Here is a 15,134-nt window from a genome sequence, read left to right as displayed (position 1 = left end):
GTGATTATTTAGCGATCGACGCGCTCTTGAGGCGGCCGAAAGCGCCTTCGACCAGCGCCTTCTGCTGCTCGTAGTGCTTCGCGTAGTAGCCGACTGCCGGCGAGGCCGAAGCCGGACGTCCGCTATATGCCAGCTTCTGCCCTTCCTTCATGCCGTCCTTCAGGTGGTGCTCGATGTAGAACCACGGGCCCTGATTCTGCGGCTCGTCCTGCACCCAGACCACTTCGGTCGCGTTGTCGTACTTCTTCATTTCCGCTTCGAACTGCTTGTGCGCGAACGGATAGAGCTGTTCGATACGGATGATCGCGACGTCGTTCGACTTCGATTCGCGGCGATGCGCCAGCAGGTCGTAATACACGCGGCCCGAGCAGGCGATCACGCGCTTGACCTTCTTCGCGTCGATGGCTTCGTCGACTTCGCCGAGGATCGGCTGGAACGCGCCCTTTGCCAGTTCCGACAGATCGGACACGGCTTCCTTGTGGCGCAGCAGCGACTTCGGCGTGGCGACGATCAGCGGCTTCCTGAACAGGCGGATCATCTGACGGCGCAACAGGTGGAAAATCTGCGCCGGCGTGGTCGGCTGAACGACCTGCATGTTGTGGTCTGCGCACAATTGCAGGAAACGTTCGATACGTGCCGACGAGTGCTCCGGACCTTGACCTTCATAGCCGTGGGGCAGCAGCATGGTGAGACCCGAAACACGGCCCCACTTCACTTCGCCCGACGAGATGAACTGGTCGATCACAACTTGCGCGCCGTTCACGAAGTCGCCGAACTGCGCTTCCCACGCGACGAACGTATTCGGTTCAGCGGTCGAGTAACCGTATTCAAAGCCCAGCACCGCTTCTTCCGACAGCACCGAGTCGATCACCGTGAACTTCGCCTGACCTTCGGCGATGTTCTGCAGCGGCACATACGTGCCGTCGTTCCAGCGTTCGCGGTTCTGATCGTGCAGCACCGCGTGACGGTGCGTGAACGTGCCGCGGCCCGAATCCTGACCGGTCAGGCGCACTGCATAACCCGACGCAACCAGCGACGCGAAAGCCAGGTGTTCGCCCATGCCCCAGTCGAGCTTCGCTTCACCACGGCCCATCGCGCGGCGGTCGTTGAGAACGCGCTCGACCAGCGGGTGAACCTTGAAGTTTTCCGGCACCGTGGTGACGCGCTCGGCCAGACGCTTCAGTTCAGCGAGCGGCACTGCGGTGTCCGCAGCGTCGGTCCACTTGCGGTTCAGGAACGGCACCCAGTCCACCGCGTACTTGCTCTTGTAGTTCGAGAGCACCGGATCGACCGTGTGGTGGCCTTCGTCCATGGCCTTGCGGTAGGCCTTGACGAACTCCTCGCCTTCTTCCGCGGTGATCACGCCTTGCTGCACCAGCTTTTCAGCATAGAGTGCGCGCGTGCCCGGGTGCTTGGCGATCGTCTTGTACATCAGCGGCTGCGTGACTGCCGGCGTGTCCTGCTCGTTGTGGCCCAGCTTGCGGAAACAGACGATGTCGACAACGACGTCCTTGTGGAACTGCATCCGGAAGTCGATAGCCAGTTGCGTAGCCAGCACGACCGCTTCGGGATCGTCGCCGTTCACGTGCAGCACCGGCGCTTCGATCATCTTGACGACGTCCGAGCAATACAACGTGGAGCGCGAGTCGCGCGGGTCCGACGTCGTGAAGCCGATCTGGTTGTTGATGACGATATGCAGCGTGCCGTGCGTGCCGTAACCGCGCGTTTGCGCGAGGTTCAGCGTTTCCATCACGACGCCCTGGCCCGCGAAAGCCGCGTCGCCGTGGATCTGCACCGGCAGCACTTGCAGGCCGCTGTCGTCGCCGCGACGGTCCATACGGGCCTTGGCCGAACCTTCGACCACCGGGTTGACGATTTCGAGGTGCGACGGGTTGAACGCGAGCGACAGGTGAACCGGGCCGCCTTCGGTCGAGACGTCCGACGAGAAACCCTTGTGGTACTTCACGTCGCCGGCCGGCAGGTCGTCGTGGTGCTTGCCTTCGAATTCGGCGAACAGGTCAGCCGGCATCTTGCCGAGCGTATTGACCAGCACGTTCAGACGGCCACGGTGAGCCATGCCGATGACGATTTCCTGAACGCCGTTGGCGCCGCCATGACGCACCACTTCGTCCATCGACGCGATGAAGCTTTCGCCGCCTTCGAGCGAGAAGCGTTTCTGGCCGACGTACTTGGTGTGCAGGAAGCGCTCGAGGCCTTCAGCGGCCGTCAGGCGATTCAGGATGTGCTTTTTCTTTTCGTTCGAAAAGTTCGGCGTGGAGCGGATCGACTCGAGCCGCTCTTTCCACCAGCGCTTCTGTTCCGGATCGCTGATGTACATGTACTCGGCGCCGATCGTGCCGCAGTACGTGTCGCGCAGTGCCTTGACGATCTCACGCAGCGACGCGCGCTCGAATCCGAAATACAGATTCGTGGCGCTGAACTCCTGGTCCATGTCGGCTTCGGTGAAGTCGTAGAACGCGGGTTCGAGTTCGGGAATAGCGGGACGTTCGCGGCGCTTCAGGGGATCGAGATTGGCCCATTGCGAGCCGAGGAAGCGATATGCGCCGATGAGGGACTGCACATAGACCTGCTTGCGAGCGGTAGCGAGATCTTCGCCGCCGGCTGCCGTGCGCGGGATGAAGGCATTAGCCTTGGCCCGTTGTGCAAACGATTCGACGATCGGGCCGTGGGCCACGTCGTTGGCATTGCTGCCATCCGATGCAGGGACGTTCTGCAACGCGTCGAAATAGCTGCGCCAGTTCTCGGGCACTGACGCCGGATTATCGAGATACGCTTCGTACATTTCTTCTACGTACGGAGCATTGCCGCCGAACAGATAAGAGTTCGACTGGAATTGCTTCATCATTTTTACGCTCACCTTTCTTCGAGTTTCTCGAGAAATAGCGGGTTACAGAACCTTCCGCGACACGGCCTGACCGTTTAGCGGATTGCGCGAATCAAGTCTTGCTTGGAAGGACCTAAAACTTTGCACCCGGGGAGCATATCACAGAACGGATAGTGCAGATAGCAGACGGATTGCCGCTGAAGCCCGTCGCGACGGGCTTTCGGGCCACTTTCGGGAGTCGCAACAGTCTTCTGCGGAAATCGGGGACAAACGGTCAAAGCGGCGCCAGGCGCGGCATATCGGCGACGACTGGAAGGCCGGAAACGACAAAAGCCACCCGAAGGTGGCTTTTGCCTGACTGCTAGCGTGCGCTGCACCGGCCAAAGCCGATGTCCGCCTGCTTAGTCCACCGCGCCCTTGCGGCTCGCGCTGCGACGCTCGTGTTCCTTGAGGTAGCGCTTGCGCAGACGGATGGACTGCGGCGTAACTTCGACCAGTTCGTCGTCGTCGATGAACTCGACTGCGTATTCCAGCGACATCTGGATCGGCGGTACGAGGCGCACCGCTTCGTCCGTACCCGACGAACGCACGTTGGTCAGCTGCTTGCCCTTGATCGGGTTCACGACCAGGTCGTTGTCACGGCTGTGAATGCCGATGATCATGCCTTCGTACAGCGGCTCGCCCGGCGACACGAACATACGGCCGCGATCCTGCAGCTTCCACAGTGCGTACGCAACTGCCGCGCCGTCGTCCTGCGAAATCAGCACGCCGTTGCGACGCTCGCCGACCGCGCCTTCCTTGACCGGCTGATACGAGTCGAACGTGTGGCTCATCAGGCCCGTGCCGCGCGTGAGCGTGAGGAATTCCGACTGGAAGCCGATCAGGCCACGCGCCGAAATACGGTACTCGAGACGCGTACGGCCACGACCGTCCGACGCCATGTCGAGCATTTCGCCCTTGCGGCGGCCCAGTTCTTCCATCACGCCGCCCTGGTGGCCGTCTTCCATGTCGACCGTCAGGTTTTCGTACGGCTCGTGCTTCACGCCGTCGACTTCCGTCATCACCACGCGCGGACGCGACACGGCCAGCTCGTAGCCTTCGCGGCGCATGTTTTCCACCAGAATGGTCAAGTGCAGTTCACCGCGGCCTGCCACTTCGAACGTGGTTTCGTCGCCGGTTTCCTTCACGCGCAGCGCGACGTTGTGGTTCAGTTCCTTCATCAGGCGGTCACGGATCTGACGGCTCGTGACGAACTTGCCTTCGCGGCCGGCCAGCGGCGACGAATTGACGAGGAAGTTCATGGTCAGCGTCGGTTCGTCGACGGTGATCATGGGCAGCGCTTCCGGCTGTTCCGGTGCGCAGATGGTCACGCCGATGCCGATTTCTTCGATACCGTTGATCAGCACGATGTCGCCGGCTTCAGCCGAGTCGACCTGCACGCGCTCGAGACCCTTGAACGACAGCACCTGGTTGATCTTGCGATTCAGGATCGCGCCGTCAGGACCCGAACGCACGGCGACCGACATGCCCGGCTTGATCGTGCCGCGCGTGATGCGGCCCACGCCGATACGGCCGACATACGACGAGTAGTCCAGCGACGTGATCTGCAGTTGCAGCGGAGCCGACGGATCGGCCGGGCGAACCGGCACGTGTTGCAGCACGGCTTCGAACAGCGGGCGCATGTCGCCTTCACGCACGTCCGGGGTCAAGCCTGCGTAGCCATTCAAGCCCGATGCGTAGACGATCGGGAAGTCGAGTTGTTCGTCGGTGGCGCCGAGTTTGTCGAACAGGTCGAACGTCTGGTTGATCACCCAGTCGATACGCGCGCCCGGACGGTCCACCTTGTTGATCACGACGATCGGCTTCAGGCCGAGCGCCAGCGCCTTCTTGGTCACGAAGCGCGTTTGCGGCATCGGACCTTCGACGGCGTCGACCAGCAGCAGCACCGAGTCGACCATCGACAGCACGCGCTCCACTTCGCCGCCGAAGTCGGCGTGGCCCGGCGTGTCGACGATGTTGATGTGCGTGCCTTCGTACTCGACCGCGCAGTTCTTCGAAAGGATCGTGATGCCACGTTCTTTTTCGATGTCGTTCGAGTCCATCACGCGCTCAGCGATCTGCTGGTTGTCACGGAACGTGGCGGTCTGGCGGAGGAGCTGGTCGACGAGCGTGGTCTTGCCGTGGTCGACGTGAGCAATGATGGCGATGTTGCGTAGGGCGCGAGTCATAGGAACCTGGAGACAGTTGAGTGCGCCAGCAGCAGCATTGTGTGAACGAAACCAACAAAGCCCAAAGCGCACTTTTGGGAACCCAATATTGTAGCACGTGCAAATGAAGCTTTCTGGTATTCCCTGATAGGGCCGGGGTCGGCGGCGCGGCGGCCGTCAGAAATGAAACGTAAGCAGGCGGGCGAAATCCTACGCAAAATCACGCGGATTATGACTTGAGCGGAGAAAGTTCCTTGCCTAAGCTGTAATAACACTTGCCGCGTCAACCAACCGACCTCTATAATCCTGCCTAGTCAACCATTGCATTCGCACGAGAATCATGACGGAGCCGTCCGCTACACCCCCACCGGAGATCAGCGAATACCAGCTAGGCGAAAGCGTCGGCTATCTGATCTCGCGAGTGAAATCGACCCTGTCGAACCTGGTCACCCAGCGCAGCATGGCCGAACTCGGCATCACCAGCCAGCAGGGCAGCATCCTGTTTATGGTGGCCAGCGGCAAATGCCTGCTGGCGGCGGAACTGGCCCGCGAATACGGCATCGACGCGAGCGCCGTCACGCGGTTGATCGACCGCTTGGAGAAACGCGGTCTGCTGACGCGGGTTCGCAGCAATGAAGACCGACGAGTCGTGCGCCTCGCGCTGACGCCGGAAGGTCACGCCATCGCCGCCAAAATGCCGGCTATTTTCACCGGCGTGCTGGACAGTCTGCTAGGCGGCTTCACCCCGGAAGAAGTGGGTTTTCTGAAGAGCATGCTGCGTCGCGTGCTCGTCAACTCCGGCGATCAAACGGGACTAACCCGTGATGCAGCAAGCAATTTTGACAGCAAATCGTAAGAAATTGCTTGCAGTGTCCATCATTACATTCCACTCAAAGAGTCGAGCGATGAAATCCCTTTCCCTGTCCGCGCCCGCGCTTTCGAGCCGGGCCGCCGTCGCCGCCGTGGTGACGGCGCTCGTCCTCACGGGGTGCGCGAACTACTTCGGTATGAAAAGCGACAAGCAGATCTCGTCGCCCGCTCAGTACGAGTCCGCCCAGAGCCTCGCCGGTCAGGGCGGCCAGTGGCCGTCGCTCGATTGGGCCAACCAGTTCGGCGACCCGCAACTGCCCAAGCTGATCGCCGAAGCGCTGGAAGGCAGCCCGTCGATCGCGCAGGCGCAAGCGCGTCTTGCCAAGGCCTCGTCGTATATCGAGAGCTCGCGCGCGGCGCTGTACCCGAAGGTGAACGGCAGCTATTCGTGGACCCGCGAACTGTTCTCGGCCAACGCGCTCTACCCGCCTCCGTACGGCGGCACCTGGTATAGCGAGAACAACGTGCTGGCCAGTGCGTCGTGGGATCTGGATCTGTGGGGCAAGAATCGTGAGCGGCTGGGTCAGGCCGTGTCGCAGGAAAAGGCCGCCGAGGCCGATATGCAGCAGGCGCGCGTGACGCTCGCGGCGTCGGTGGCGAGCACGTATAACCAGCTCGCGCAGTTGTACGCGTTCCGCGACATCGCCGCGCGCGAAATCGCCAACCGCCAGGATATCGGCCGCATCACCAACGGCCGCGTGACGGCCGGCCTCGACACCAATGTCGAACGGCAAACCGCGAACGGCAACATTGCGACCAGCCAGTCCAATTTGACCGACCTCGACGGTCAGATCACGGTCGTGCGCTATCAACTGGGCGCACTGCTCGGCAAGGGTCCGGATCGCGGCCTGCAGATCGCGCAGCCCGCGCTGACCAACGGCAACGTCGTGGCGCTGCCGAACAACCTGCCTGCTGATCTCGTCGCGCGCCGCGCGGATATCGTCGCCGCGCGCTGGCAAGTCGAAGCCGCGATGCACGACGTGAAGGAAGCCAAAGCCGAATTCTTCCCCGACGTGAACCTCGCGGCCGGCTTCGGCTTCGACGCGTTCGGCTGGGGCCGCTTCCTTAAATCCAGCAGTCGCCAGATGCAATTCGGCCCGGCCATTCACCTGCCGATCTTCGACGCCGGCGCGCTGCGCTCGCAGCTGAAGGGCCGCTTCGCCGACTTCGACCTGGACGTGGCGAACTACAACCAGACGCTGATCAGCGCCCTCTCGGACGTCGCGACGCAAGTGTCCTCGATCCGTTCGATCGACCAGCAGCAAGGCGACGCACAACGCGCGCTCGACGCATCGACCAAGGCATATGAGCTGGCTGTGATCCGCTACAAGGCCGGTTTGTCGCCGCAGTTGCAGGTGCTGACCGCCGACCAGAACCGCCTTGCCGCCGACCAGACGGTAACCGGCCTCAAGATGCGCCGCCGCGACATGCAGATCGGCCTCATCAAGGCGCTCGGCGGCGGCTTCGACGCAACGCAGACCGGCCTCGTGGTGCCGACCGACGCTCCGGCATCGGCCTCCGCCGCGACCACCGCGGCGAACTGAGCGCGCGAACCACGGCCAGATCGAACACACGCACGAACATCCGAATAAACGACGACGTCTGAAAGAACCCGGAGCACATTAATGAGCACCACCCAACAGCCCGCGGCTACGACTCAGCCGACTCAGCCGACCCAGCCGACCCAGTCGGCCCCGCAGCCGCCGGCACAACCCTCGGCGAACAACGGCAAACGCAAACTCATGATGACGCTGCTCGTCATCGTGATCCTGATCGCCGCGATCGCCTACGGCTTTTACTACTTCCTCGTCGCGCGCTTCCATGAAGACACCGACGACGCGTACGTGAACGGCAACGTCGTGCAGATCACGCCGCAAGTTACCGGCACGGTCGTCGCCGTGAACGCGGACGACACGCAAACGGTGAAGGCGGGCGACCCGCTCGTCGTGCTCGATCCGGCCGACGCCCGCGTCGCGCTCGATCAGGCCGAAGCGAACCTCGCGCAGACGGTGCGCCAGGTGCGCGGCCTGTTCGCCGACGACAATCAATACCAGGCACAAGTAGCCGAGCGCCAGGCCGACCTGTCGCGCGCCCAGGACGACCTGAAGCGCCGTATGACGGTCGCGCAAACCGGTGCCGTGTCGCAGGAAGAAATCTCGCATGCCCGCGACGCCGTGAAGAGTGCGCAAGCCGCCGTCGATGCCGCCCAGCAGCAGTTGAACTCGAACCGCGCGCTGACCGCCAACACCACGATCGCGAATCACCCGAACGTGCAGGCGGCCGCCGCGAAGGTCCGCGACGCGTACCTGAACAACGCGCGTAACAACCTGCCGGCGCCGGTCACGGGCTACGTGGCGAAGCGCTCGGTGCAGGTCGGCCAGCGCGTCTCACCGGGCACCCCGTTGATGGCGATCGTGCCGCTCGGCGGCGTGTGGGTCGACGCGAATTTCAAGGAAGTGCAACTCAAGCACATGCGCATCGGCCAGCCGGTCGAACTGACGGCCGACGTGTACGGTTCGTCGGTCGTGTATCACGGCAAGGTGGTCGGCTTCTCAGCGGGCACGGGTTCGGCGTTCTCGCTTTTGCCCGCGCAGAACGCGACCGGCAACTGGATCAAGGTGGTGCAGCGTCTGCCGGTGCGGATCGCGCTCGATCCGAAGGAACTGGAGCAGCATCCGCTGCGCATCGGCCTGTCCATGCAAGCCGACGTCAGCATCAAGGACGACAACGGCGGCCAGCTCGGCCAGGCGCCGAACACGGTCTACCAGACCAACGTGTTCGAGAAGTACGGCGACCAGGCTGACGAGGAAATCGCCCGCATCATTTCGCAAAACGCAGGTCCGAACGGCGGCTCGCAAAAGTCGCCCCAGGCCGACGGCGCGAAGCCTGTCGCAGCGAAGGTGATGTAAGGCACGCGACGATTCAGACAAGGCTTCTTTAATGGCTCAGGCTCAGGCGCAAGTCCCTCATCCGCCGCTCCAGGGCGCGCAACTGGTGATCGGCACCATCGCGGTGTCGCTCGCCGTTTTCATGAACGTGCTCGACACGTCGATCGCCAATGTGTCGATTCCCTCGATTTCGGGCGACCTCGGCGTGTCGTCGGATCAGGGCACGTGGGTGATCACCTCGTTCGCGGTCGCCAACGCGATCTCGGTGCCGCTCACCGGCTGGCTGACCGAACGCGTCGGCCAGGTGCGGCTGTTCATGGCGTCGATCATCCTGTTCGTGATCTCGTCGTGGATGTGCGGCCTTGCGCCGACCCTGCCCTTTCTGCTCGCCTCGCGCGTGTTGCAAGGGGCGGTGGCCGGTCCGATGATTCCGCTGTCGCAAACGCTGCTGCTCGCAAGCTATCCACGCGCCAAGGCGCCCATGGCGTTATCCATGTGGGCGATGACCACGCTGATCGCGCCGGTGGCCGGCCCGATTCTCGGCGGGTGGATCTCGGATAACATTTCGTGGCCGTGGATTTTCTACGTCAACATTCCGGTCGGCGCGATTGCCGCCGTCGCCACGTGGACGATCTTCCGCAATCGCGATTCGGTCATCAGAAAAGCGCCGATCGACGGTGTCGGTCTAGGCCTCCTGATCGTCTGGGTTGGCTCTCTGCAGGTCATGCTCGACAAGGGCAAGGATCTGGACTGGTTTTCGTCGACGACCGTCGTCGTCCTGGCGCTGGTGGCGGTGATCGCGCTCGCGTTCTTTATCGTGTGGGAATTGACGGCCGAGCACCCGGTGGTGGACCTGTCGCTGTTCAGCCGGCGCAATTTCACCGGCGGCACCGTCGCGCTGTCGATCGGCTACGGACTTTACTTCGGCAATCTGGTGCTGCTGCCGTTGTGGCTGCAAACCGACATCGGCTACACCGCGACCGAAGCCGGCTTGGTGATGGCGCCGGTCGGCCTGTTCGCCGTGCTGCTGTCGCCGATCACCGGCAAGATTTTGCCGCGCACCGATCCGCGCTATATCGCGACCCTGTCGTTCCTCGTGTTCGCACTATGTTTCTGGATGCGTTCGCGTTACACGACCGGCGTCGATACGTTTTCGCTGCTGGTGCCTACCTTGATTCAAGGGATCGGCATGGCCGGGTTCTTCATCCCGCTGGTGTCGATCACCCTGTCGGGACTGCCGGGCAACCGGATTCCGGCGGCGTCGGGCCTGTCGAATTTCGTGCGGATCATGTGCGGCGGCATTGGCACATCGATTTTCCAGACGGCGTGGGACCACCGCACGATCATGCATCACGCGCAACTGGCCGAACAGGCCAACGCATACAGCCCGGTGTTCGACCAGTCGATCCGGCAGATGGGCGCGGCGGGCTTCAGTCAACCGCAGGCATACGGACTGTTCAACACGATGGCGACGCAGCAGGCCGCGCAACTCGGTGTGAACGACCTGTTCTTCGTGTCCGCCGGCATCTTTATCGCGCTGATCGCGTTGATCTGGATCACGAAGCCAGAACGTGCTGGCGGCGACGCGGGCGCGGCGGCCGCGGCGGCGCACTGAGTTTTCGGCGCAAGTCCGTATCCGGCAGAACGATATAAAAAAGGCGGGACCGCTTCTTCTGAGCGGTCCCGCCTTTTTCTTTGCAGCGCGTTTGTCGCGCGCTTGCCACCTGCATGGTTTTCAGCTCGCCGTCGTGACGACCAGCCGTTCGGGAGCCAGCACACCCTCGCCTTGTCTGGCGACGCCAAGCAGACGCCCTTGCGCCGCGTACACCCGGACGCGCGGCGCATTCACCGCATCGCCCGTGATGGTCAGTTCGGACAGTTTCAACCGCTGGCCGTGCAGGAAGCGGCGGGTCTCGTCTTCGTTCAACCGCACCAGCGGGAATGTCGACAGCAACGCATCGACCGGTTGCAGCCATGCATCGCGTTCGCTTTCGGCTGCGTCGGACAATGCGTCGAGCGTCACCGAATTGTCGAGCGTCAGTGCGCCGACGCCGGTGCGCCGCAGCGCCACCAGATGCGCGCCGCAGCCCAACGCTTCGCCGATATCCTCGGCCAATGTGCGCACATACGTGCCCTTGCTGCACGTCACGCGAAACGTTACGTCCGGCAGCGCGCAGGCGAGCATCTCGAGCGCGAGGATCGTCACCTGACGCCCTTCCCGCTCGACCGTCTGGCCCGCGCGCGCGTATTCGTATAACGGCTTGCCGTCGCGTTTGAGCGCCGAATACATTGGCGGGACTTGCGTGATTTCGCCGAGGAACTTCGGTAGAACCGCCTGAACCGCCGCTTCGTCGCACGTGACTTCACGCGTGTCGATCGCTTCGCCTTCGGCGTCGCCGGTGGTCGTGCGGATACCGAGGCGCATGGTCGCCTCATAAGTCTTGTCGGCTTCGAGCAGGTCTTGCGAAAACTTGGTGGCTTCGCCGAAACAGAGCGGCAGCAAGCCTGTGGCCAAGGGATCGAGCGTGCCGGTGTGGCCCGCCTTTTTCGCCAGATAGAGACGCTTCGCGCGAATCAGCGCGTCGTTGCTCGACAGGCCGAGCGGCTTGTCGAGCAGCAGCACGCCGTCGAGCGCGCGACGCGGCACGCGGGGGCGTTGAGGTGCGGTCATGTCAGAAAGACGAAAGTCTTCGAAGGGTGCGGAAAACAGCACTGAGCGCATGGCGGCTCAGGCATGGCAGCGAGCGCCGCGGCAAACAGCGCGTTCAGTCTTCTTTCGCGCGATTGGCGTTGGCTTCGTCGATCAAACGCGACATCTCGACGGCGCGCTCGATCGTTTTGTCGTAATGGAAATGCAGCGTCGGCACGGTGTGGATATGCAGGCGCTTGAACAGCTGATTGTGCAGATGGCCGGCCGCGTGCGTGAGCGCCTCGAGCGTCTGCTGCGGATCGCCAGTGAGCGTCGTGAAATAGATCTTGGCGTGCGCGTAGTCCGGCGTCAATTCGACGCTTTGAATCGTGACGATGCCGATGCGCGGATCTTTGACCTCGCGAAGCAGCTCGGACAGATCGCGCTGGATCTGATCGGCGATCTGCACGTTGCGATTGGGTGAAGAACGTTTTTTAGGCATGGTGTGATGTGACCCGTTGTGACGGATGCAAAAAAGTGGTTCGCGCCGCTGCGTTTCGGGCTTTGTCCTCGCGGCATTCAAACGGTCCGGGATGACCTGAAGAAACTCGCACGCAGGCGCTCTGCGCGACGGACACGAACAAAACGTGTGGCCCCAAAAACAACGGGCGGAGCGGGCGTTAAAGCCCGCTCCGCCCCTAGAGCCGTGCCGCGTGAATTACAGCGTACGCGCGACTTCGGTGATCTCGAAGACTTCGAACTGATCGCCTTCGACGATGTCGTTGAAGTTCTTGATCGACATACCGCACTCGAAGCCCTGACGGACTTCCTTCACGTCGTCCTTGAAGCGCTTGAGCGAATCGAGCTCGCCCGTGAAGATGACGACGTTGTTGCGCAGCACGCGCACCGACGACGAGCGCTTGACGAAACCGTCCGTGACCATACAGCCGGCCACCGCGCCGATCTTCGGTACCTTGAAGACCTGACGCACTTCGACCGTACCCGTGACGATTTCGCGCTTCTCCGGTGCCAGCATGCCCGACATCGCGGCCTTCACCTCATCCACTGCGTCATAGATGATGTTGTAGTAGCGAATATCGACGCCGTTGGCTTCCGCCAGCTTGCGCGCCTGCGCGTCCGCACGGGTGTTGAAGCCGATGATGACCGCCTTCGAGGCCGTTGCCAGGTTGACGTCGGACTCGCTGATGCCACCCACGGCGCCGTGCACGATCTGCACGCGTACTTCGTCGGTGGAAAGCTTGAGCAGCGACTGCACCAGCGCTTCCTGCGAACCTTGCACGTCGGCCTTGACGATGAGCGGCATGTACGCCACTTCGCCTTCGCCCATCTGCTCCAGCATGTTCTCGAGCTTCGCGGCCTGTTGCTTGGCCAGCTTGACGTCGCGGAACTTGCCTTGACGGAACAGTGCGACTTCACGCGCCTTGCGGTCGTCCGGCATGACGATGACTTCTTCGCCTGCCTGCGGGACTTCCGACAGACCCTGAATTTCGACCGGGATCGACGGGCCCGCCGACTTGGTCGGCTTGCCGGTTTCGTCGAGCATGGCTCGCACGCGACCGTAGGCGCTACCTGCCAGCACCACGTCGCCGCGGTTCAGCGTACCCGACTGGACCAGGATCGTTGCAACCGGACCCTTACCCTTGTCGAGCTTGGCTTCGATAACGAGACCCTTGGCCGGCGCTTCGACCGGTGCCTTCAATTCCAGCACTTCGGCTTGCAGCAGCACGTTTTCGAGCAGATCGTCGATGCCCGCGCCGGTCTTGGCCGACACCGGCACGAACGGCGATTCGCCGCCGTATTCTTCCGGCACGACGCCTTCCGCGACGAGTTCCTGCTTCACGCGTTCCAGATTGGCATCCGGCTTGTCGATCTTGTTGATCGCGACGACGAGCGGCACGCCGCCTGCCTTCGCGTGGGCGATTGCTTCCTTCGTCTGCGGCATCACGCCGTCGTCGGCTGCAACCACCAGAATCACGATGTCCGTTGCCTTCGCACCGCGGGCACGCATGGCCGTAAAGGCTTCGTGACCCGGCGTGTCGAGGAACGTGATGACGCCGCGCGGCGTTTCGACGTGGTAAGCGCCGATGTGCTGCGTAATCCCGCCCGCTTCGCCCGCTGCAACCTTGGCGCGGCGGATGTAGTCGAGCAGCGACGTCTTGCCGTGGTCGACGTGACCCATGACCGTGACGACCGGCGGACGCGGCAACGATTCCGCATCGGAAATCTCGCCTTCGACCAGCATGGCTTCCGGATCGTCCAGCTTGGCCGCAACCGCGTGGTGACCCAGTTCCTCGACGATGATCATCGCCGTTTCCTGGTCCAGCATCTGGTTGATCGTGACCATCTGGCCGAGCTTCATCATCGACTTGATGACTTCCGACGCCTTCACGGCCATCTTGTGCGCCAGATCGGCGACGGTGATGGTTTCCGGCACGTGCACTTCACGCACGATCGGTTCGGTCGGCGCCTGGAACGTGGTGTTCTGATCCTGATGCTTGCCGCGACCCTTCGGGCCACCGCGCCAGCCGCGATCGACACCGCCGCTCGTATCGCCACGCGTCTTGATGCCGCGGCGCTTCGCGGCGTCGTCCTGCCAACCGCCCTTGCCGCCGCCCGGCTTCTTCTTGTCGCCGGCGGAAGGCGTGGTCGTGGCTGCCGGAGCCGCAGCTGCCGGCTTCTTGGCTGCCGGACGCGCCGGTGCTTCACCAGCCGGACGCGCCGGCTTGTGAAGCGTGCCCTTCGCTTCCGCGGCCTTGGCCGGCTCAGCGGGCTTCGGTGCCGGTTCCGGCGCCTTGACCTGCGCCTTGCGCGGCGTGTTCATCATTTCGCGAATCGCGCGCGCTTCGGCTTCAGCCGCGGCACGGCGCTTGGCGATCTGTTCCTGCTCGGCACGCGCTTTTTCAGCAGCCTGACGCGCTGCGTCTTCTGCTTTCTTTGCGGCTTCGCGTTGCGCGGCGCGCTCTGCTGCGGCGCGCTCGTCATCCTGCTCGCTTTGCTTGGCGACCGCCGGCTCCGCAGCCTTGGCGGCGACCGGCTCAGCCTTCGCGGCCGCAGGCTGCGCAGCTTGTGCCGGCTTGGTAGCCTGCGCCTGCTCGCGAGCTGCCGCCTCGGCCGCAGCACGCTTCTTCGCGGCTTCTTCTTCGGCGCGACGACGCTCGGCTTCAGCAGCCGCTTCGCGCGCCTGACGTTCCGCTTCTTCGCGCTCGAGTTGTTCCTGACGCGCCTTCAGCTCCTGAGCCTGCTTTTCGAGCAGCTCGGCTTCGTGACGAGCTTCCTCTTCACGACGCTGGAGTTCCAGATCGTCGATGTCGGCCTCAGCCACATGATTCGATGCATCTCCGTTTTCAGCGGAGGTTTCGTCGCGGCGGACGAAAGTGCGCTTCTTGCGCACCTCGACCTGAATGGTGCGAGCTTTGCCCGTCGCATCGGATTGCTTGATTTCCGACGTATGCCGTTTCGTCAGCGTGATCTTGCGCTTGTCAGCATCAGTCGAGCCGTGAGACTTGCGCAAGTGGTCGAGCAGACGCGCCTTGTCCGTTTCGGACAAGCTATCGTCTTCGCTCGCTTTTGTGACGCCCGCCGCCTGCAGCTGCTCAAGCAGCACGCCTGCAGGCATTTTCAGTTCCGCGGCAAATTGGGCTACGTTGTTACTCGCCATTCATTCCTCTTAGTGC

8 protein-coding genes and 1 pseudogene are annotated in these 15,134 nt (G+C 62.9%); 4 read left to right on the top strand and 5 right to left on the bottom strand.

Annotated elements, in window-relative coordinates; translation table 11 throughout:
- Positions 1-4: 4 nt before the first annotated feature.
- Together B0G81_RS32780 and typA are read right to left on the bottom strand one after the other, a co-directional pair.
- Positions 5-2,866, bottom strand: coding sequence for a 2-oxoglutarate dehydrogenase E1 component (locus B0G81_RS32780; protein WP_106284573.1), 2,862 nt, complete (start codon positions 2,864-2,866; stop codon positions 5-7).
- 380 nt (positions 2,867-3,246) lie between these two features.
- Positions 3,247-5,073: a translational GTPase TypA gene (gene typA / locus B0G81_RS32775; RefSeq protein ID WP_007182288.1), complete on the bottom strand. Its 1,827-nt coding sequence runs from the start codon at positions 5,071-5,073 to the stop codon at positions 3,247-3,249.
- Between the two features lie 319 nt (positions 5,074-5,392).
- Here typA and B0G81_RS32770 point away from each other — a divergent pair, with 319 nt between their 5' ends.
- The 4 genes and pseudogenes from B0G81_RS32770 to B0G81_RS32755 form a co-directional block, all read left to right on the top strand.
- Positions 5,393-5,908, top strand: coding sequence for a MarR family winged helix-turn-helix transcriptional regulator (locus B0G81_RS32770; protein ID WP_106284572.1), 516 nt, complete (start codon positions 5,393-5,395; stop codon positions 5,906-5,908).
- Between the two features lie 49 nt (positions 5,909-5,957).
- A complete protein-coding gene (locus B0G81_RS32765; protein ID WP_134141150.1) occupies positions 5,958-7,466 on the top strand; it encodes an efflux transporter outer membrane subunit in 1,509 nt (502 codons plus the stop codon).
- Between the two features lie 81 nt (positions 7,467-7,547).
- On the top strand, positions 7,548-8,831 hold the full coding sequence (locus tag B0G81_RS32760) for an EmrA/EmrK family multidrug efflux transporter periplasmic adaptor subunit (RefSeq protein ID WP_134141146.1): 1,284 nt from the start codon (positions 7,548-7,550) through the stop codon (positions 8,829-8,831).
- 19 nt (positions 8,832-8,850) lie between these two features.
- Positions 8,851-10,425 (top strand): annotated as a pseudogene (locus B0G81_RS32755) (DHA2 family efflux MFS transporter permease subunit); the annotation flags it as partial.
- 120 nt (positions 10,426-10,545) lie between these two features.
- Here the strand turns inward: B0G81_RS32755 and truB are convergent.
- The 3 genes from truB to infB all read right to left on the bottom strand — a co-directional run bounded on the left by truB (position 10,546) and on the right by infB (position 15,118).
- Positions 10,546-11,481 carry a tRNA pseudouridine(55) synthase TruB gene (gene truB / locus B0G81_RS32750; protein ID WP_134141140.1) on the bottom strand — a complete coding sequence of 312 codons (936 nt, stop codon included), beginning with the start codon at positions 11,479-11,481 and terminating at the stop codon, positions 10,546-10,548.
- 94 nt (positions 11,482-11,575) lie between these two features.
- Positions 11,576-11,941, bottom strand: coding sequence for a 30S ribosome-binding factor RbfA (gene rbfA, locus B0G81_RS32745; protein ID WP_007182294.1), 366 nt, complete (start codon positions 11,939-11,941; stop codon positions 11,576-11,578).
- 216 nt (positions 11,942-12,157) lie between these two features.
- A complete protein-coding gene (gene infB / locus B0G81_RS32740; protein WP_116116663.1) occupies positions 12,158-15,118 on the bottom strand; it encodes a translation initiation factor IF-2 in 2,961 nt (986 codons plus the stop codon).
- Between the last annotated feature and the right edge of the window lie 16 nt (positions 15,119-15,134).

Origin of the sequence: Paraburkholderia sp. BL6665CI2N2 (genome assembly GCF_004366535.1) — a bacterium.
Taxonomy (GTDB): domain Bacteria; phylum Pseudomonadota; class Gammaproteobacteria; order Burkholderiales; family Burkholderiaceae; genus Paraburkholderia.
This window is presented reverse-complemented; position numbering and strand designations above follow the sequence as displayed.

What these genes read in the sequence shown, in the direction of transcription:
- B0G81_RS32780 (WP_106284573.1), bottom strand. Translation starts at nt 2,866, where the DNA reads ATGATGAAGCAATTCCAGTCGAACTCTTATCTGTTCGGCGGCAATGCT.
- typA (WP_007182288.1), bottom strand. Translation starts at nt 5,073, where the DNA reads ATGACTCGCGCCCTACGCAACATCGCCATCATTGCTCACGTCGACCAC.
- B0G81_RS32770 (WP_106284572.1), top strand. Translation starts at nt 5,393, where the DNA reads ATGACGGAGCCGTCCGCTACACCCCCACCGGAGATCAGCGAATACCAG.
- B0G81_RS32765 (WP_134141150.1), top strand. Translation starts at nt 5,958, where the DNA reads ATGAAATCCCTTTCCCTGTCCGCGCCCGCGCTTTCGAGCCGGGCCGCC.
- B0G81_RS32760 (WP_134141146.1), top strand. Translation starts at nt 7,548, where the DNA reads ATGAGCACCACCCAACAGCCCGCGGCTACGACTCAGCCGACTCAGCCG.
- truB (WP_134141140.1), bottom strand. Translation starts at nt 11,481, where the DNA reads ATGACCGCACCTCAACGCCCCCGCGTGCCGCGTCGCGCGCTCGACGGC.
- rbfA (WP_007182294.1), bottom strand. Translation starts at nt 11,941, where the DNA reads ATGCCTAAAAAACGTTCTTCACCCAATCGCAACGTGCAGATCGCCGAT.
- infB (WP_116116663.1), bottom strand. Translation starts at nt 15,118, where the DNA reads ATGGCGAGTAACAACGTAGCCCAATTTGCCGCGGAACTGAAAATGCCT.